Consider the following 18,425-nt stretch of genomic DNA (forward strand, 5'->3'; position numbering starts at 1 on the left):
CAAGATGACTGAAACAGTGCTGGACAAGATCAAGGCCTATAAGCTGGAAGAGATCACCGCTGACAAGGCTGCCAAACCCCTCGAAGCGGTTGAGGCCGAAGCCCGTGATGCCAGCCCGGTGCGCGGCTTTGCCAAGGCGCTTATGCAGGCCGGCCGCGATGGCTACGGGCTGATTGCTGAAATCAAGAAAGCCAGCCCCTCCAAAGGGTTGATCCGGGAGAATTTCCATCCCGCAGACCTCGCCCAGGCCTATGAGGCCGGCGGTGCAACCTGCCTCTCCGTGCTGACTGATACTCCCAGTTTTCAGGGCGCGAAATCCTTTCTGACCGAGGCGCGCGAGGCCTGTGCCCTCCCGGCCCTGCGCAAGGATTTCATGTATGATCCTTATCAGGTGGCTGAGGCCCGTGCGCTTGGTGCTGACTGTATCCTGATTATTCTTGCCTCAGTCTCCGACACGCAGGCAGCAGAGCTGGAAGCCGCCGCCGCTGATTGGAATATGGACGTCCTGCTAGAGGTTCATGACGAGGAAGAGTTGCATCGCGCCTGCAAGCTGAAATCGCCTCTTCTTGGCATCAACAACCGCAATCTCAAAACCTTTGAGACCACATTGGACACCACCCGCACCCTGTCCCGTCTGGTTCCCGCCGATCGGACCATTGTCTGCGAAAGCGCGTTGTCCACGCCTGCGGATCTCTCTGATATGGCCCGCTACGGCGCGCGCAGCTTCCTCATCGGTGAAAGCCTGATGCGTCAGGATGACGTGGCCGCCGCGACCCGTGACATCCTCGCAAACCCGCTGATGCCGGGGGCCATGTAATGCCCCTCACCCATTTCGACGGCAAGGGCGACGCCCATATGGTCGATGTCTCGGACAAAGCGGTCACCTCGCGGATCGCCACCGCTGAGGGTCACATCACCATGGCCCGCGAAACCTATGATATCATTGCAGAAGGTCGCGCAAAGAAGGGCGATGTCCTGTCGGTGGCACGGCTCGCAGGCATCATGGGGGCCAAGAAGACACCGGAGCTCATCCCGCTCTGCCATCCGCTGCCCGTGACCAAGGTTGCCGTGGATCTGACCCTCGACCCCGATCTGCCCGGCGTCCGCATCGCGGCCACCGTGAAAACCACGGGCCAAACCGGCGTCGAAATGGAGGCGCTGACCGCGGTCTCCACCGCAGCGCTCACAGTCTATGACATGGCCAAGGCCGTCGACAAGGCGATGGCAATCGGCGGCATCCGTGTAACATTGAAAGATGGCGGAAAATCAGGACGATACGAGGCCTAAATGATCTCAGTTTCCGACGCATTGACCACGCTGCTTGATCTGGTGGTTCCGCTTGAAGTGGAGACCGTTCCCCTGCGCGCCGCTGCTGGCCGCGTGCTGGCAAAACCTGTGTCTGCCAACCGGGACCAGCCCCCCTTTGCGGCCTCCGCCATGGATGGCTATGCCGTAAAGACGGCAGAGGTCGAGCGGGATGCGATGTTCAAAGTGATCGGAGAAAGCGCCGCCGGCCATGGGTTTCAGGGGCGCGTCGGCCCCGGCCAGGCAGTGCGGATCTTCACGGGAGCACCAGTGCCTGAAGGCGCTGATTTCGTTGTTATTCAGGAGGATACCAGTGTTACCGGCTCCTTGCTGACCATCACGGACCATCCCGGACCTGGCCATAACATCCGCGCCAAAGGTGGCGATTTTCAAATCGGCACCACTGTTGACGCGCCGCGCAACCTGACACCGGCGGATATCGCCCTGCTCGCGGCGATGAACATCGCCGAGGTGCCCGTGCACCGCAAACCAACAGTGGCGCTGATCTCCACCGGGGATGAGCTGGTCCTGCCCGGCGAAAGCCCCGGCCCGGATCAGATCATCGCCTCCAACACCTTTGGACTGGACGCCATGCTAAGCGCTGCAGGCGCTGAGCCCCGGATTTTGCCCATCGCCCGCGACACCGAAAGCAGCCTGCGCATGGCGCTGGATCTGGCGCAGGACGCCGACCTGATCGTCACCATTGGCGGGGCCTCGGTTGGGGATCACGATCTGGTCGCCGGGGTGACCGAGGGGCTTGGCATGTCGCGCGCATTCTACAAGGTTGCGATGCGCCCGGGAAAGCCGCTGATGGCTGGAACGCTGGGCCGATCCGCGATGGTGGGATTGCCGGGAAATCCCGTATCTGCAATGGTTTGCGGGCATGTCTTTCTGTTGCCCATGCTGCGCGTGATGCAAGGTTTGTCACCTCTGGATCAGCAGCCGGCGACGGCAACTCTGGCTCATGACCTGCCTGCAAATGGCCCACGGACACATTATATGCGCGCCAGGTTGAGCGGCGGCGATCTACATGTCTTCGACGATCAGGACAGCGCCCGGCTAACCCTTCTGGCCGAGGCAAACGCCCTCGCCATTCGTCCCCCGCATGATCCCCCCCGAGGCAAGGGCGCACCGCTCGCCTATATTGTGATCTGACAGGGCGCTCCGCTTTCACTTTGCCAACAATTCATCGTCAATTCCGCCGGATATGACAGGTTTTACGCAAGGACCCGTTGACACAAAACGGGAACATGCGTAGAACAAAGAGAAACATCGAGCGGTTGAGAGGGATGTCATGCTGACGAAGAAGCAATTGGATTTGCTGGATTTCATCCACACACGCCTGCAGAAGGATGGCGTCCCGCCCAGCTTTGATGAGATGAAGGTGGCGCTGGATCTGCGGTCCAAATCCGGCATCCACCGGCTGATCACCGCGCTGGAGGAGCGCGGCTTCATTCGCCGTCTCGCCCATCGGGCCCGCGCGATTGAGATTATTCGCCTGCCGGACAGCCTTGGCAAAACCGCTCAGACGACGGAGGTGGCACTTCCTGCCCAGAGCCCTGCAAATCAGGTATCGGCGCCTGCGATGATCGCCGCGATGGAACTGCCGGTGATGGGACGCATCGCTGCCGGTGTTCCGATTGAGGCCATCAATCAGGTCTCTCATCAGGTCGCTGTTCCCGCCTCCATGCTCTCGGCGCAAGGGCAGCATTTTGCATTGGAGGTGCGCGGCGACTCCATGATCGAGGCTGGGATCAACGATGGCGATATCGTCGTGATCCGGGAAACAGCGGTGGCAGACAACGGCGACGTGGTGGTGGCCCTGGTAGAGGGGCAAGAAGCCACGCTGAAACGCATCTATCGCAAGGGCAGCACCATCGCGCTGGAGGCCGCCAACCCCGCCTATGAAACCCGCCGCTACCCGCAGGATCAGGTGAAGGTGCAAGGCCGCCTCGTCGGCCTCATCCGCACCTACTGAGCGACATCGTGGCTCCCCCAGCATCATGGGCGGAAGTGCGGTATCCCGGGACCGGCACATTTATGAGGTTGAGAGCCCTGCACGACGAACAGAGTGCGAGAGGCGCTGCCATATGATGTGGCGCGACATAGGCCTGACGAGACGCAGCCTTTGTTTTGGTCTCTCTCGCACTTGTGGTTGGCCTGCGTCGCTTGGCAACTAGGTACTTTGCGAGCATAGATCGGCCAGACGCTGAATCCTGACGCCACGCGAGCGCAGTCTAAACTACCAATCCTGTAGCTGCCGCCCTGTCACCGGCAGGCTGAGTGAGCCAAGGCCCGGATGATCACCGACCCAAATCATGGTTAGCATCGGGCAGTGTCAGCACCAAACGTCATTGGATTGTTATTATGGACTTGATCGTGATGTCGCCGGATCGCGGCTCCACAGACGCGTTCCCACCACATCTTGCACCGAAATCCAGCGCCCCTGCGCATCCATCTGAAGGCTGCCCAAACGATTCAGCGCATCTGCGTCAAACACCAGGCAGTCCCCGATCGGCGCCACTGATTTGGCGCTGATGATCACCTCACCGGCTGTACATTCGGTCATTGCCTCGGCCGCTGCCTTGCCGATCACATGGGTCAGCCGTTGATCCGTCGCCGCCAGATATGCGGTGACCGATTTACCGGGCGCCTCTGACCCGGCAATCAGCGGCCACAATTCCGCGCCCTCCTCCTGTGTCTGCAAACGTCCGTCATTTTCCGTCCAACGTTCCGCCGCATAGCCATGCCCCTTGGCGCGCGACAGGGCCCGTCCCTCCGCCGTCAGGACCCCGACGATGCCGCCATTGGGCGCCACCAGAACCGCAGGGCGCGGGCTGAAATGCCAGATCATCGCACCCCCAATCAGCACCGGCACACCAAGAAGGCGCAACCGCCCGCGCCAAAGGCCGAGCAACAGTCCCCCAAAAGCCACCAGTGGCAGCACCGGTGCAGGCGGCATTGTCACCGCCCCCTGCGCGCCGTCAAGAGCGGCAACCCAATTGGCAACAAACAGGATCCAGCTGATCCCCAGATCCATCAGCGCAAGGCCAATCCACGATGCCCCCACTGGCGCGAGGCAAAGCGCCAGAACTGCAGCCGGCACCACCAGCGCCCCCATCACCGGCACCGCCAGGACATTGGCCAACAACCCGTAATGCGAAATCATGTTGAAATGCGCGGCACCAAATGGCGCGGTTGCAAGTCCCGCAATCAGCGAGGACAGCACGACACCCGCCGCCATCCGCAGCCAGCGCGGACTGCTCGGGGTCAGCCGGTCTCGCAGGCCACCAAAGATCACGATCAAGGCGGTTGTGGCGGCAAAACTCATCTGAAATCCGGGGCTGAGCAAGCTTTCCGGACGCAAGAGCAGGATCACCATTGCCGCCAGCGCCACCGCGCGCAGCGACAGCGCCCGCCGGTCGAGCAGCACCGCCCCCAACATCATCGCCACCATGATATAGGCCCGCGTGCTGGCCACCTGCATCCCCGACAGCAACAGATAGGCGCTGGCCGCAAGCAAGGCGCCAACCGCCGCCAGTTTTTTGGTGTCGACACGCTGCGCAGCGGCTGGCGCAAGCGCCAGCAACAGCCGCAGCCCGCCAAAGACAACGCCGGCCAGCAGCCCCATATGCAGCCCCGAAATTGCCAACAGATGTGCCAGGTTACTGGCCCGCAACGCCTCCAGCGCCGCGTGGGGGATCGCCGAACGGTCGCCCGTAGTAATGGCCGAGGCAAAACCGCCTGTCGCCACCGGCATCTGCGAACGAATGCCGGTAGAGAGCTTCTGGCGCAATTGCTCAACCGGCAGATCATGCGGGCCGCGGTTTATGATCAGCACCGGCACACGGGTGTACCCCACCGCGCCGAGCTGTTGAAACCAGGCATGTCGTCGAAAATCGAACCCATGCGGTTCAACAGGGCCTTGTGGCGGCATCAGATGGGCTGTGGTCATCACCCGGTCGCCAATGCGTGGAACCGCTGCCCCGTCCGGCAACGACAACCTGAGCCGCTCAGGGGTTTGAGCAGGCGAGATGCGGTCGAGAAAGGGCTGATCCAATGTGATCCGCAGCCGGTCACGGGCAGAGCGGTCGATGGCAATCACCCGCCCCTCCACCGCGCCATAGCTGCGGTACTGGAGCACCGGCGCGCCAACCGTATGGGCGCGCAACCCGGCGGTGGCAAACCCGAGGGCGACCAGCAGCAGCATCCAGCCCAGAAAGACCACAGCATCCTGCCGGTCGCCGCGCCACAGCATCGCCAGCGCGGCGCAGGCCATTCCGACGCCCCAAAGGTAATGCGCCATCCCCGGCTCAAACTGGAGTGAGAAAAACAGCCCGATGCCAACCCCGAACAAGACCGGCACCCAGGGAAAAAGATCCCCGCGCTGGGATTGCAGCAGACCATCAAGGACGCCAAGGGCGCGCATGCTTGCTCCTTGCCTTCTGGCTCGGTAGACAGGCGGCAAAACTAGCCCTTCCATGGTTTCCAAAAGGTAAATCACCCCAATGTCCAAACCGGTCGTCACCCGTTTCGCCCCCTCACCCACAGGCTATCTGCATATCGGCGGCGCCCGCACCGCGCTGTTCAACTGGCTTTATGCCCGTGGCCGCAGCGGCAAGTTCCTGTTGCGGATCGAGGACACCGACCGCGAGCGCTCCAATCCGGAGGCGACAGCCGCGATCCTGCAGGGCATGGCCTGGCTCGGCCTTGATCACGACGGTGAGGTGGTCAGCCAGTTTGAAGGCGCCGAACGTCACGCCGCTGTCGCCCGTGAGCTGCTTGCGGAAGGCAAGGCTTATAAGTGCTTCGCCACACAAGAAGAAATCGCGGCCTTCCGCGATCAGGCAAAAGCCGAGGGGAAATCGACTCTCTACCGTTCGCCTTGGCGTGATGCGGCAGAGGCCGATCATCCAGACGCGCCTTACGTGATCCGCATCAAGGCCCCGCAGGACGGCACCACAGTGATCCGCGATGAGGTGCAGGGCGATGTTACGATCAAGAATGACCAGCTCGATGATATGATCCTGCTGCGTTCAGACGGGACCCCTGTTTATATGCTGGCCGTTGTGGTGGACGATCACGACATGGGCGTCACCCATGTGATCCGGGGCGATGACCACCTCAATAACGCCGCGCGTCAGATGATGATTTATGAGGCGATGGGCTGGGATGTGCCGGTCTGGGCGCATATCCCGCTGATCCACGGTCCCGATGGCAAAAAACTCTCCAAACGCCATGGTGCCTTGGGCGCGCAGGAATATCAGGCGATGGGTTATCCGGCTGCGGGCATGCGCAACTACCTGGCCCGTCTGGGCTGGAGCCATGGCGATGATGAGTTCTTTACCGATGCGCAGGCGCGCGACTGGTTCGACCTTGACGGCATCGGCAAAAGCCCGGCGCGGTTTGATACCAAGAAGCTGGAAAACCTTTGCGGTCAGCATATCGCCATCAGCGATGATGCTGCACTGCGGAATGAGCTTCAGGCCTATCTGGCGGCAGCTGACAAGCCACAGTTAAATGACGTTCAGTCAAACGATCTTGAACGTGCGATGTATTGCCTCAAGGACCGCGCCAAGACATTCCCAGAGCTACTTGAAAAAGCTCATTTTATTCTGGTTTCAAGGCCGATTGAACCCGATCAGAAGGCCGCTAAGGCCCTCGCATCTGTATCCGACGGTATACTGAGTGAATTGACGCCGCAGCTGCAAAATGCTAGCTGGTCCCGAGACGATCTGGAGGCGCTTCTGAACGCATTTGCAGAAGCACAGGATACCAAGTTCGGCAAACTGGCGGGTCCCTTGCGGGCGGCGCTGGCTGGTCGTGCGGTAACCCCTTCAGTTTTCGACATGATGCTGATTCTGGGCCGGGACGAAACACTGGCCCGACTCTCCGACGTTGCTGGCTGACCCTGTCGTTAACCGCTGGGTAAGTCGGTACCGCTATGACCTCACCTGCGCGATTGCCGTGCAGGTGCTGCCTGCACAAGGCGGGGGCCTCCCCTGCTTTCGTGCCTGTATCAGGAAGGGACATCTATGACCGATACAAAAAAAACCGCCCAGCTCAGCCTGAATGGCGAAACTTACGAGCTTCCCATTTTCTCGCCGACGACCGGGCCCGATGTTCTGGATATCCGCAAGCTCTATGGCCAGGCCGGTGTGTTTACCTATGATCCCGGCTTTACCTCCACTGCGAGCTGCGACAGCACCATCACCTATATCGATGGTGGCAAGGGCGAACTGCTGCACCGCGGCTACCCGATTGACCAGCTGGCATCCAAATCGCACCACCTCGAAGTCTGCTATCTGCTGCTTTATGGTGAGCTGCCGACCGCGGCTCAGTTGGAAGATTTCGAGACCCGTGTGACCCGTCACACCATGGTGCATGAACAGATGCACAACTTCTTCCGCGGCTTCCGCCGGGATGCGCACCCGATGGCGACCCTTGTGGGTGTGGTCGGCGCCATGTCGGCCTTCTACCACGATTCCACTGACATTAATGATCCTTGGCAGCGCGAAGTGGCTGCGATCCGCCTGATCGCGAAACTGCCCACCATCGCTGCGATGGCCTATAAGTATTCCATCGGCCAGCCCTTCGTGTATCCACGCAACGATCTGGATTACGCGGCGAACTTCCTGCACATGTGTTTCTCCGTTCCGGCAGAAGAATACCATGTTGATCCGATCCTTGCCCGTGCGATGGACCGGATCTTCATCCTGCATGCAGACCACGAACAGAACGCCTCAACCTCCACCGTGCGTCTGGCGTCCTCATCCGGTGCTAACCCGTTCGCCTGTATTGCGGCGGGCATCGCTTGTCTCTGGGGGCCGGCCCATGGTGGCGCCAACCAGGCTTGTCTGGAAATGCTCAAGGAAATCGGCTCCGTCGACCGCATCCCTGAGTTCATCGAACGCGCCAAGGACAAGAACGATCCGTTCCGTCTGATGGGCTTTGGCCACCGGGTCTACAAGAACACTGATCCGCGCGCCAAGGTGCTGAAGCAATCCGCCGACGAGGTGCTGGAACTTTTGGGTGTTGAGAATAACCCGCTCCTGCAGGTCGCCAAGGAACTGGAGCGGACCGCGCTCAACGATGAATATTTCATCGAGAAGAAACTGTTCCCGAACGTGGATTTCTATTCCGGCATCATCCTTGAGGCGATGGGCTTCCCGACCTCGATGTTCACACCGATCTTCGCGCTGTCGCGCACCGTCGGCTGGATTTCGCAGTGGAAAGAAATGATCGCGGATCCACAGAACAAAATCGGTCGCCCGCGTCAGCTCTACCTCGGCGAAACCGCCCGCGACTACATCGATATCGAAAGCCGCTGATCACAGGCTGCGCCATCGCATCATCGGTGATAGAAAATTGCAAACCCTGCCTTTTCGGAGGCAGGGTTTTTTCGTGACTTCAGCCGATACGATGAGGGCGCGACAGGTCTGCGCCCCCCCCCTATCAGTGATACATCTTTTGATTGCAGGCCTACGTCTTTCGGCCAGTGCGACAATCAAAAGGATAGGCAGTCGATGTTTCCAATCCGGAAACCTGGTTAACCTGTTTGATCGCATTTTACTCAATTACGGCGGGTTTCGATTGACGGAATTCCACCTCCTGAATAGGCATGTCGCTAATTGCTAATTAAACCTTAACGGGAGACGCACCGTGCTTATGCTCATGACATTGCTTGGGGTTGGCCTGCTGGCTGGCGTGATCATCAATGACTCCGGTGATTCCGATAGCGCCGATTCTGGCGCCAACGAAAGCGGTAACGAAGACAACACTGAAACCGTCGTCGAAGGCACTGACGGCGCGGATCTGCTGTTTGGCACAACCGGCAGCGAAAACCTGCTTGGCGGCGCTGGGGACGACAATATCGACGCCCGTGGTGGTCCTGACACCATCGAAGGTGGCGCCGGCGATGATACGCTGGATGGCGGCTCAGCGGCCGACAATATCTTCGGTGGCGACGGCGAAGACACTCTGGTCGGCGGTAACGGCGATGACTTCATGCGCGGCAACGCAGGGGACGACACCCTGATCGATACCCGCGGTGCGGATCACCTCGTCGGTGGTCAGGGCGATGACATTATTATCGCCGCCGGAATCCTGGATGAGGGCGCCTATGAGGACATCGTTCAAGGCCGTGCGACACCCACCTCCGAAGCAGAGGTTAATGCGCTGCTGAACGTCGACTACACCGCGGATCAGGATGGCGAAGGCGACACCATCAATGCAGGAGCAGGCGATGACTCGGTGCTCTTTGGTCTCAACGACACGGTGACCGGTGGCAGCGGCAGTGACAGCTTTGAGACCGGCGCCTGGTTGAGCGAGGATGAGCAGGCCACCATCACCGATTTCACCGCCGATGATGACCGCGTGCTTTATTACTACGATGAAGACGAGGAAGAGCCGGAGCTGGACGTGGTCACCCGCGCCAATGATGATGGCGGCACCGATGCCTTCCTGGTGGCCAATGGCGAGGAAGTGGTGCGTCTGATCAATGCCGGTACCACCTTCAACCTGGCCGAGCATGTTGCGCTGGTCGCCCGCAGCGGCTGATAAATTGCTCCGCTGCGGTGGGTCAATTGATCTGGCCCGCCCCGGCAGAGCCCGCACGAACGCAGCAAAAAACCCGCCCTACCGCATAGCGGAAGGGCGGGTTTTTTCGTTTGCACCGTTCAAGAGTCAGACGCGGATCGCGGCGCCTCAGCGACCTTCGAATTTCGCCGGCCGTTTTTCCATGAAGGCGGTAACCCCTTCCATGAAATCGCGGGTCTTGCCACATTGACCTTGCAGATGCGCCTCTTCGGACAGTTGCTCCGGCAGGCTGTTGCCATAGCCATCGCGGATTGCCGTCTTGATCGCGCCAAAGGCACGGGTCGGACCAGAGGCCAGATAGGCCGCACGGGCACGCCAATGGGCGTCGAACTCGGCGTCGGGAATGGCCTCCCAGATCATGCCCCAGTCGCTCGCCTGTTTGGCAGTGATCTTATCGGCAAACAGCGCAGCCCCCATCGCCTTTGCCATGCCCATCTGGCGCGGCATGAACCAAGTGCCACCGGCATCGGGCATCAGACCAATGCGGGCAAAGGCCTGCATGAAATAAGCGCTCTCTGTTGCGATCACCACATCTGCGGCCAGCGCCAGATTGGCGCCTGCGCCCGCCGCCGGGCCATTGACCGCAGCGATGGTCGGCACCGGGCAGTTGTAGATCGCCTCCAGCATCGGGGTGTATTCATCGCGCAGGGTGCGCTCCAGATCCAGCTTGCCCTGGCTTGCCGCATCGGACAGATCCTGACCCGAACAGAAGGACACGCCGGAGCCGGTCAGCACCACGGCACGGGCCTCTTTTCCAGCACGCTGCATCGCATGGGTGATTTCCGCCCGCGTCAGACCGGTCAAGGCGTTCATCTTGGCGGGGCGGTTCAGCGTCACAACGGCCAAGCCGTCTTCCAGCGAGAACAGAATTTCCTGATAATCCATCAAAGGGCCTCGTGGTTAAAGGTTTTTCGCAGACTTGCCTATGCAAGCCCGCAGGAAAAGGCAAACGCCGCGTAACCTCTCGCGGCAAAACCACCCACACGGTGCGCCCCTGTCGCCCGGTGCCGGAAGGGTTGTGGCCCAAGCGATCCGCGGCCCGTGGCATAGAAAACCACCGATATCGAACGGTCAGTCTTTCAGAATACGATCCAGTTGCGCCCGCTCCTGCGCGCTGAGCCCCTCGGCACCGGGATCCTCCGCGCTTGGGGTGCGGCTGCGGGTGCGGATATAGCCCCCGGCCAGTATCAGCGCCAGCACCAGCATCAAGGGACCAGCCGCATAGAGCAGCCAGTTGGCGCCACTGGCCCGGGGGCTGAGCAGAACATATTCGCCGTAACGCTCCACGATGAAATCCATCGCCTCATCATTGCTGTCGCCTGCCACCAGGCGCTCGCGCACCAGAAGGCGCAGATCACGGGCCAGATCGGCGTTGCTTTCGTCGATATTCTCGTTGCGACACACCAGACAGCGCAGGTCCTTGGACAGCTCGCGCGCGCGGCCTTCCAGCACCGGATCTTCCAGAATTTCGTCGGGTTCAACCGCCAGCGCCGGGGTGCTGGTCACCACCATCGGGGCCAGCAGCGTCAACGACAGCAACAGCCGGGCAAGAAACGCATTTCTCATTCCGCTGGCACTCCTTCACGCGGGCGACGGCGCGCACCGGCCGCAACGCGGAATCGCCGATCTGTCAGGCTCAGCAGGCCGCCAAGCGACATGAGAAGGCAGCCACCCCAGATCCAGTTGGCCAGCGGTTTGATATAGGTCCGCACCGTCCAGCCGCCATTGGCCTGCTGGTCGCCGATCACCACATAAAGATCCCGCAGGAACCGGTAGTCGATTGCGGCTTCGGTGGTGGGCATGCGCGAGACCGGGTAGTCCCGCTTTTCCGGGTTCAGCAGCGCCACAAACCGACCAGCACGGGTCACTTCGATATCCGCCATAGTGCTGAGGTAGTTGGGTCCTTGCACACGGCGCACATTCTGCAATTCCAGCGTATAGGCCCCGACGTTGAAGGGCCGGTTCAGCTCGGCGATCCTAATATCCTCATCCTGCCAGGCGGTCAGCCCGGCAATGGCAAAGATCGTGACCCCCAGACCCGCATGGGCCAGCGCCTTGCCCCAGTCGGCGCGCGGCAGGCGCAACAGACGCTGCCAACGCCCGGTCGCACTGCCCCGCAGCCAAAGATCCGCAAAAGCGCCAACAACCACCCAGACACCGATAAACAGCCCAATCGGCCCCAGCCCGGAGCGACCGGTCTGCATCGCCCAGGCCAGCACGCCAAGTGCGACAGCCAGCGCAAAGACAAAGCGCAGGCGCCAGGCCGTGCGCCCCAATAGACCGCGTTTCCACGGCAGCATCGCGCCCACGGGCAGGATTGCGCCCAGCACCACCATGAAGGGCGTGAAGGCCGCATTGAAGAACGGCGGACCGACGCTCAGCTTACGGTCAAAGGCCATCTCCGCCACTACCGGCCAGAGCGTGCCGAAGAAGACCACAAAACAGCTTACTGCCAGAAGGATGTTATTGGCCACCAGCGCGGTTTCGCGGCTCACCAGACCAAAGACGCCTTTGGCCTGCATCGCCTGTGCGCGCAGCGCAAACAGCAGCAGCGCGCCACCGGTGAAAAACGCCAGAATATACAGGATAAACACGCCCCGCTCCGGGTCGCTGGCAAAGGCATGGACGGAGGTCAGCAGCCCGGAGCGCACGATAAATGTGCCGATCAGGGAGAAGCCAAAGGCCAGGATCGCCAGCAGGATGGTCCAGCTTTTCAACGCCTCGCGTTTCTCAACCACAATGGCGGAATGCAGCAGCGCCGCCGCCAACAACCAGGGCATGAAGGACGCGTTCTCAACCGGATCCCAGAACCAGAATCCGCCCCAACCCAGCTCATAATAGGCCCACCAGGACCCCAGCGCGATGCCGATGGTGAGGAAGATCCAGGCCGCCAGCGTCCAAGGCCGCACCCAGCGCCCCCAGGCCGCATCGACACGGCCCTCAATCAGGGCCGCCACCGCAAAGGAAAACGCCATACTCAACCCGACATAGCCGAGGTAGAGGAACGGCGGATGAAAGGCGAGGCCCGGATCCTGCAACAACGGGTTCAGCCCCTGCCCGTCAAACGGCGGCACCGCAAGGCGCAGAAATGGGTTGGAGGTAAACAGAATGAAGGCAAAGAACGCGACACCAATCGCCGCCTGAACCGCCAGCACCCGCGCCTTTAGCGTTGGCGGCAGGCCATTTCCATACACCGAGGCCACCGCCCCGAACAGGCTGACAATAAGCACCCACAAGAGAATTGAGCCCTCGTGGTTGCCCCAAGTGCCGGAGATTTTATAGAGCATCGGCTTGGCGGAATGACTGTTGAGCGCAACCAGCCGCAGCGAGAAGTCGGAGGTGATGAACGCCCACATCAACGCCAAAAAGGCAAAGCCTGTGAAGAAGAACTGCGCCTGTGCCGCAGGTTCCGCAACCGACATCCAGCCGGGCCATCGGAAATGAGCGCCAACCAGCGGCACCACCATCTGTACGATGGCAATCACAAAAGCGAGGATAAGGGCGAAGTGACCGAGTTCTGTAATCATAGCCTATCTATAGGGCGATCCGGCAAGGCCGCCAATCGCAATCGGCGCGTCCTCACGCCGCAGTGTCCCCGCCCGTGCCCCTGCCCGCACGCACCTGAAGGCAACCCGTGCCAATCCTTCATTTGGCTGCCTTGGATAGTTCTATCCACTCAGACAACGCTGGATTTTCTGTTTCTTTGCCTTCACTTATACTGTGGCGATGATCCGCTTCGGAAGGATCAGACATCGCAGGGGCCGCAGGCTCAGACGCCCGCAGTTCATTGATCCGGGATACATTTGCCGCCACCGCGGGGGCCTGTGCCAGGCTGGCGGCGATCTCACGCTGGAAGCCTTGGCTTTTCAACTGCTGACGCGCGCCGAAATAAAACGAGACAATGACCCCAAGCAGCCACCAGAGTGGTTCCGGCACCAGTGCCAGCCCCTGCATGCGGGCGGCGAACCACAGCGGGTCCACCATGGCTGAGCCAAGCAGCGCCAGCGTCGACAACGCCAGCAAGGGACGTGGCAGGCGGTTCACGCCATCCATCCAGCGATCAAACCGACTGACGGGGCCGTGCCCGGCCTGACTGCGGGCGAATTCCGCTGCGAATTGCGCCAGCGCATCGGCCCGGCCGGTGTGACCCCTTACCGCGCCAGCTTCCGCGTTTTCGCGAAACACCTCCAGCGTTTCGGCAACCACATTGCGCTCCCGCCCGAACAGGCCCCGCAGCACATCCGCAATCAGCCCCATGCCGCCACCCGCGCCTGAAATTCCGCCTCGCTCAGATGGTATTGCGGCGCGATGAAGCTTTCGGCCCGCAGGATCCAGCCCCCTTTGCCACCCTTGCGAGTGCGGGCGTACTTGCGGCTGGCAGGTCGGCGATCGGCGATGCGGAAATAATAGTTCCGCCGGGCCACACCATAGGCATCACGCAGCGCCACACGGCCAATCTTGGCCGCAGCGCGAGCGGCCCCGGCGGTTTTGGGACCAATCCGCCCATCCACTGCCAGCTCATATCCCATCTGCACCAACAACCGTTGCAGGATCCGCACCGCATTGGCCCCGGCGTTGACATACATGTCAAAGACCGAAGGATGCAGCATCTCCGGCAGGGCTGCGATGCGCGGTTTGTCAAAATAGTGCCGTATATAAAGGTCCACCGCCTGCGCCTGGCTGACGGCGGCCACATCTGCCTTGTCGATACGGCCATCGCGCGTCAAATCCATGCCAAGACGCTGTAGCGTACCCAATGTCACGCCATGTTTGGTAGCCCCACCCGGATCATCCGGGTCGTCAACATAGCCGCCTTCGCGGGCAACGATTTCCTGAGCGATGGCCTTGATGTCTTGCATGGGTCAGTCCCTTCAATTGGAGTGGGACACCAGCATGACAGTCAAAAATGAGCGCACCCGGACCTGAGCGCGCGCTTAGCGCGCAACACCCTTGATGTGCGCCCTCGGGCAGAGGGAATCTAGGTTTCCGGCTCCTGATAGACGCCCTGCTCTTTCAGCGCGTCGACAACCTCTTTCGGCATGTAGGTTTCATCATGTTTGGCAAGAATTTCGGAGGCTTCAAAGGTGCCATTGACGTAGCGACCGGTGCCGACCATGCCTTGGTTTTCGGAGAAGAGATCGGGCAGAACGCCCGTATAGGTCACCGGCACAGAGGCACCGCCGTCTGTCACCACAAAGCGCAGTGTCTCACCCTGACCGCGTATGATGCTGCCTTCTTCTACCAGACCACCGATGCGAAACACCTCGTTGGCCTCTGGCGGCTCAGCAATCACCTGGCTGGGGGAGCGGAAGAAGTTGATCCCGTCCCGCATGGCATAGCCAATCAGCGCCGTGGCGACCACCAGTGCCACGGTGGTCAGCGCGATGATCTGGATGCGGCGCTGTTTCTTCAGTGACTTCATCGCGGCCTCTTTGGGTGGGGATCCGGCGCATGTTGCGCCAGACCTTTGGGTCGTTAGGGGAACAGCGGCGCCATCATCAGCCCGGTTATCTCCTCCTCACCTAACATCAGGTTGGCATTCTGCAAGGCCTGACCGCTGCTACCTTTTGTCAGGTTATCCAGCGCCGCGATGACTATCGTGCGGCCTTCAATCCGGTCCGCCGCTACCCCGATGTGGCAGAAGTTGGAGCCACGGATATGCCGGGTTGAGGGCGCTTCTCCGATGGGCAGCAGCTCAATAAACGGCTCATCCGCATAAGCCTTGGCAAAGGTGTCATGGATCGCCTGCGCGTCCCCCTTGACATAGACGGTCGCCAGAATGCCGCGATTGGCGGGCACCAGATGCGGGGTAAACTGCACCTTGACCGGGCGGCCTGCGATCTTGCTGAACTCCTGATCGAATTCACCCAAGTGCCGATGCGTGCCGCCGACGGCGTAGCCATGGTAGCCTTCGCTCAGCTCCGCATGCAGCAGGTTCTCCTTGAGCGACCGACCCGCGCCAGAGACCGCGCATTTCAAATCCAGAATGATGTCATCCAGGTCAATCACCCCGGCCGCGATCAGCGGCCGCAGGGCAAACTGCCCCGTCGCGGCATTACAACCGGTGCCTGCCACCAGACGCGCGGATTTGATCTCATCCCGGTAAAACTCGGTCAGGCCGTAAACCGCCTCTTCCTGTTGCGCCAGCGCGGCGTGGGGGTTGCCGTACCATTTCTCGTATTCCGCCGGGTCCCGCAGCCGGAAGTCCGCAGACAGATCGACGATCTTCAGATCCTGCGGCAGGGCGGCAATCACCTCCTGGCTGGTCTTATGCGGCAGGGCGCAGAAACACAGGTCGATGCCAGAAAAGTCGATTTCACCGATCTTGCAAAGCCGGGGCAGCTCCAGATGGCGCAGGTGCGGGAACACCTCGGCCATGGTCATACCGGCCTTACGCTCAGCGGAGAGAGCCGCAATCTCAATCGTGGGGTGCTGGGCAATCAGCCGCACCAGTTCAGCGCCGGTGTAACCGGAGGCGCCAAGAATAGCTACTTTATGGGTCATGTCAGACCTCGTCTTTCGATGTGAAATGTCGGTTCCGCAGCCATCTGCGGAGAGAAATAAAGGGGCAGAGCCTTGCGCACTTTGACCTGGAACAAGCATTTAGCAGTGTTCCGGGGCGTTTGCGCTTACGCTGCCTGAAAGATCATCTCTCGTCGCAAGAACTGCGTGGCGCGGTCACTGACGCGGGCAGGCATACCAGTGGTGTAAAACCCACCCTGCCCCCGACCCATCATCTGGGGGTGACGGTCAAGGTAATCCGCCAGACTGTCGGCAACCAGTTTGCCCTGGCTGAACACCTGAACATCCGTGCCCAGTGCAGCCTGAAAGATCTCTTCCATCAGCGGGTAATGGGTGCAGCCAAGGATCGCGGCCTGCGGCTCTGGCATCTTGCGTTTCAGCGCATCCACATGGCTGCGCACCAAGGCTTCGGCGAGGATCATGTCGCCGTCCTCAATGGCATCCACAACACCGCCACAGGCCTGCGCCTCCACATCGACGCCAATGGCGCGGAATGCCAGTTCACGCTGGAACGCCCGGCTGGCAACAGTCGCCGGGGTCGCAAAAAGCGCGACATGTTTGGTTTCCACCTCCCGCGGCGGGGAGTTGTCGCCCCATTGCCGTTCTGTCAGCGCCTCAATGAGCGGCACAAAGACGCCCAGCACCCGCTTGCCTTCGGGGACACCGGCTTCCTGCATCCGCCGCAGCGCTGCCGCCGACGCAGTGTTGCAAGCCAGAACCACAAGATTGCAGCCCTTAGACCACATGTCCTCAACCGCCGCCTTGGTCAGCTGATAAATATCTTCGGCATCGCGCACACCATAAGGCGCATGCGCACTATCCGCATAGTAGAGGAAGTCCACATCCGGGAGCCGCTCCTGCACGGCATTCAGCACGGTCAGCCCGCCAAGGCCGGAATCAAAGATACCTACAGCCATCTGTCTCTCTCGCTGTGCGCTCAGGCGCGGTGTTTCTCCTCAAACTCATACCCGTAGTCATAGGATTTGAGTGGCGTTGGTGACAGCTCATACGTGGCTTTGCGCAGGAAATCCATCATTGCTTTTGCGTCACTTGCCAGCGGGTCCAGCACATCGCGTCCGATCGGACTCCCAATAGAGACGCGCACCGGCGTATCGACGCGTTTGCGAAACTCCTTGATTAACAGCCCCATACGCAATGTGGGATGCAAATGGCTGGCCATCTGGAACAGCCGGGAGGTATGCCCGTCAAAGTAGATGGGCACCACAACCGCACGTGATTTGGCAATCATCCGCGCGGTAAAGCCGCGCCACATCGGGTCCATCGGCGGCACCTTTGGCCGCAGAAAAGGCCGCACGGCGGTGGAGACCGTGCCACCAGGGAAAATCCCGATGGCGCCCCCTTGTCCGAGATACTCCAAAGCCGTCTTGCGCGTCTCAAGATTGGTTTTCAGCGCTGCTTTGGTTTCGGCAAAATCAATCGGCAGGATGACGCGGGACAGATCATCAGCCTTGCGAAACACCTGATGGGCCAGAATACGGAAGTCACCGCGCGCCTCGGACAGGATATGCCCCAGCATCAGCCCGTCGAGAATGCCATAAGGGTGATTGGCAATCACCACCACAGGCTGATCCTGCGGGATATGAGAGAGCGTGCCGCGCACCACCTCCAATTGCAATCCGTAACGCGCGCGCATCACGCTCCAGAAACTTTGCCCGGCAGCGACATCGGCCTCATACCCCTCGGCGCGCCTAATCAGTTGCAAACGCCCAGTGGCGTTCTCCATCATCCGGATCATCGCGCGTCCGGGCCGGGTCTGGGCGGAATGCGCATAGGAGAGATCGCGCGCGCTGCGCATCGCCTCACGCCGGGAGACAGTCCCGGATGGCTGGGTTTTCATGTTGCCATGCGTGCTGCGGGTGGGAAACATGGGATGGGCCTCGTGATCTCGGTCTCTGTCTTACGTAGGGGCAGCCTGCTGCCGCGTTCGGCTATAGAGTCGGTATCACGGTTTGCACAACCGAGGTAACAATCACACGACA

General features: G+C 60.8%; 17 protein-coding genes. 7 read left to right on the forward strand and 10 right to left on the reverse strand.

What is annotated here, in order from left to right; translation table 11 throughout:
- Window positions 1-4 precede the first annotated feature (4 nt).
- From trpC to lexA, 4 genes are all read left to right on the forward strand, one after another.
- Window positions 5-817, forward strand: a complete 813-nt coding sequence (gene trpC, locus D1820_RS04425) for an indole-3-glycerol phosphate synthase TrpC (RefSeq protein ID WP_118068007.1) — start codon at window positions 5-7, stop codon at window positions 815-817.
- Window positions 817-1,287 carry a cyclic pyranopterin monophosphate synthase MoaC gene (moaC, locus tag D1820_RS04430; protein ID WP_118068008.1) on the forward strand — a complete coding sequence of 157 codons (471 nt, stop codon included), beginning with the start codon at window positions 817-819 and terminating at the stop codon, window positions 1,285-1,287. The genes trpC and moaC overlap by 1 nt, the downstream gene beginning before the upstream one ends.
- Window positions 1,288-2,460, forward strand: coding sequence for a gephyrin-like molybdotransferase Glp (gene glp, locus D1820_RS04435; protein ID WP_118068009.1), 1,173 nt, complete (start codon window positions 1,288-1,290; stop codon window positions 2,458-2,460). It abuts the gene before it with no gap.
- A gap of 139 nt (window positions 2,461-2,599) precedes the next feature.
- Entirely contained in the window at window positions 2,600-3,283 is a 684-nt protein-coding gene (lexA, locus tag D1820_RS04440) for a transcriptional repressor LexA (RefSeq protein WP_118068010.1), read from the forward strand.
- A 387-nt stretch (window positions 3,284-3,670) separates the two neighbouring features.
- Here the strand turns inward: lexA and D1820_RS04445 are convergent, their stop codons facing one another.
- Window positions 3,671-5,734 carry a ComEC/Rec2 family competence protein gene (locus D1820_RS04445; RefSeq protein ID WP_118068011.1) on the reverse strand — a complete coding sequence of 688 codons (2,064 nt, stop codon included), beginning with the start codon at window positions 5,732-5,734 and terminating at the stop codon, window positions 3,671-3,673.
- 79 nt (window positions 5,735-5,813) lie between these two features.
- On the opposite strand from D1820_RS04445, the gene gltX reads away from it, so the two are divergent.
- The 3 genes from gltX (at window position 5,814) to D1820_RS04460 (ending at window position 9,864) form a co-directional block, all read left to right on the forward strand.
- Complete coding sequence (gene gltX / locus D1820_RS04450) at window positions 5,814-7,214, forward strand: glutamate--tRNA ligase (protein WP_118068012.1); 1,401 nt, start codon at window positions 5,814-5,816, stop codon at window positions 7,212-7,214.
- A 126-nt stretch (window positions 7,215-7,340) separates the two neighbouring features.
- Window positions 7,341-8,636 carry a citrate synthase gene (gene gltA, locus D1820_RS04455; protein WP_014874797.1) on the forward strand — a complete coding sequence of 432 codons (1,296 nt, stop codon included), beginning with the start codon at window positions 7,341-7,343 and terminating at the stop codon, window positions 8,634-8,636.
- Between the two features lie 337 nt (window positions 8,637-8,973).
- On the forward strand, window positions 8,974-9,864 hold the full coding sequence (locus tag D1820_RS04460; RefSeq protein WP_254683390.1) for a calcium-binding protein: 891 nt from the start codon (window positions 8,974-8,976) through the stop codon (window positions 9,862-9,864).
- 147 nt (window positions 9,865-10,011) lie between these two features.
- Here D1820_RS04460 and D1820_RS04465 read toward each other — a convergent pair whose 3' ends face one another.
- The 9 genes from D1820_RS04465 to D1820_RS04505 form a co-directional block, all read right to left on the reverse strand.
- Window positions 10,012-10,788 (reverse strand): enoyl-CoA hydratase-related protein, encoded by a 777-nt coding sequence (locus tag D1820_RS04465; protein WP_040169291.1) that lies wholly within the window; start codon window positions 10,786-10,788, stop codon window positions 10,012-10,014.
- 186 nt (window positions 10,789-10,974) lie between these two features.
- A complete protein-coding gene (locus D1820_RS04470; RefSeq protein ID WP_118068014.1) occupies window positions 10,975-11,469 on the reverse strand; it encodes a cytochrome c-type biogenesis protein in 495 nt (164 codons plus the stop codon).
- Complete coding sequence (locus D1820_RS04475; RefSeq protein ID WP_118068015.1) at window positions 11,466-13,430, reverse strand: heme lyase CcmF/NrfE family subunit; 1,965 nt, start codon at window positions 13,428-13,430, stop codon at window positions 11,466-11,468. The genes D1820_RS04470 and D1820_RS04475 overlap by 4 nt, the downstream gene beginning before the upstream one ends.
- A gap of 118 nt (window positions 13,431-13,548) precedes the next feature.
- Complete coding sequence (locus tag D1820_RS04480; protein ID WP_118068016.1) at window positions 13,549-14,160, reverse strand: holin family protein; 612 nt, start codon at window positions 14,158-14,160, stop codon at window positions 13,549-13,551.
- Complete coding sequence (locus tag D1820_RS04485) at window positions 14,151-14,762, reverse strand: holin-associated N-acetylmuramidase (protein ID WP_118068017.1); 612 nt, start codon at window positions 14,760-14,762, stop codon at window positions 14,151-14,153. The genes D1820_RS04480 and D1820_RS04485 overlap by 10 nt, the downstream gene beginning before the upstream one ends.
- A gap of 119 nt (window positions 14,763-14,881) precedes the next feature.
- Entirely contained in the window at window positions 14,882-15,325 is a 444-nt protein-coding gene (gene ccmE / locus D1820_RS04490) for a cytochrome c maturation protein CcmE (RefSeq protein ID WP_118068018.1), read from the reverse strand.
- Window positions 15,326-15,378: 53 nt separating this feature from the next.
- The gene (gene argC, locus D1820_RS04495; protein ID WP_118068019.1) at window positions 15,379-16,407 is read right to left on the reverse strand and encodes an N-acetyl-gamma-glutamyl-phosphate reductase; all 1,029 of its coding nucleotides are present in this window, start codon (window positions 16,405-16,407) and stop codon (window positions 15,379-15,381) included.
- Window positions 16,408-16,532: 125 nt separating this feature from the next.
- Window positions 16,533-17,342, reverse strand: coding sequence for a glutamate racemase (locus D1820_RS04500; RefSeq protein ID WP_118068020.1), 810 nt, complete (start codon window positions 17,340-17,342; stop codon window positions 16,533-16,535).
- Between the two features lie 20 nt (window positions 17,343-17,362).
- The gene (locus tag D1820_RS04505) at window positions 17,363-18,283 is read right to left on the reverse strand and encodes a lysophospholipid acyltransferase family protein (RefSeq protein WP_118070024.1); all 921 of its coding nucleotides are present in this window, start codon (window positions 18,281-18,283) and stop codon (window positions 17,363-17,365) included.
- Window positions 18,284-18,425 lie beyond the last annotated feature (142 nt).

Source organism: Phaeobacter sp. LSS9, assembly GCF_003443595.1.
GTDB classification, from domain to species: domain Bacteria; phylum Pseudomonadota; class Alphaproteobacteria; order Rhodobacterales; family Rhodobacteraceae; genus Phaeobacter; species Phaeobacter piscinae.

Coding starts and splice junctions, on each gene's coding strand:
- trpC (WP_118068007.1), top strand. CDS start 5: ATGACTGAAACAGTGCTGGACAAGATCAAGGCCTATAAGCTGGAAGAG.
- moaC (WP_118068008.1), top strand. CDS start 817: ATGCCCCTCACCCATTTCGACGGCAAGGGCGACGCCCATATGGTCGAT.
- glp (WP_118068009.1), top strand. CDS start 1,288: ATGATCTCAGTTTCCGACGCATTGACCACGCTGCTTGATCTGGTGGTT.
- lexA (WP_118068010.1), top strand. CDS start 2,600: ATGCTGACGAAGAAGCAATTGGATTTGCTGGATTTCATCCACACACGC.
- D1820_RS04445 (WP_118068011.1), bottom strand. CDS start 5,734: ATGCGCGCCCTTGGCGTCCTTGATGGTCTGCTGCAATCCCAGCGCGGG.
- gltX (WP_118068012.1), top strand. CDS start 5,814: ATGTCCAAACCGGTCGTCACCCGTTTCGCCCCCTCACCCACAGGCTAT.
- gltA (WP_014874797.1), top strand. CDS start 7,341: ATGACCGATACAAAAAAAACCGCCCAGCTCAGCCTGAATGGCGAAACT.
- D1820_RS04460 (WP_254683390.1), top strand. CDS start 8,974: ATGCTCATGACATTGCTTGGGGTTGGCCTGCTGGCTGGCGTGATCATC.
- D1820_RS04465 (WP_040169291.1), bottom strand. CDS start 10,788: ATGGATTATCAGGAAATTCTGTTCTCGCTGGAAGACGGCTTGGCCGTT.
- D1820_RS04470 (WP_118068014.1), bottom strand. CDS start 11,469: ATGAGAAATGCGTTTCTTGCCCGGCTGTTGCTGTCGTTGACGCTGCTG.
- D1820_RS04475 (WP_118068015.1), bottom strand. CDS start 13,430: ATGATTACAGAACTCGGTCACTTCGCCCTTATCCTCGCTTTTGTGATT.
- D1820_RS04480 (WP_118068016.1), bottom strand. CDS start 14,160: ATGGGGCTGATTGCGGATGTGCTGCGGGGCCTGTTCGGGCGGGAGCGC.
- D1820_RS04485 (WP_118068017.1), bottom strand. CDS start 14,762: ATGCAAGACATCAAGGCCATCGCTCAGGAAATCGTTGCCCGCGAAGGC.
- ccmE (WP_118068018.1), bottom strand. CDS start 15,325: ATGAAGTCACTGAAGAAACAGCGCCGCATCCAGATCATCGCGCTGACC.
- argC (WP_118068019.1), bottom strand. CDS start 16,407: ATGACCCATAAAGTAGCTATTCTTGGCGCCTCCGGTTACACCGGCGCT.
- D1820_RS04500 (WP_118068020.1), bottom strand. CDS start 17,342: ATGGCTGTAGGTATCTTTGATTCCGGCCTTGGCGGGCTGACCGTGCTG.
- D1820_RS04505 (WP_118070024.1), bottom strand. CDS start 18,283: ATGAAAACCCAGCCATCCGGGACTGTCTCCCGGCGTGAGGCGATGCGC.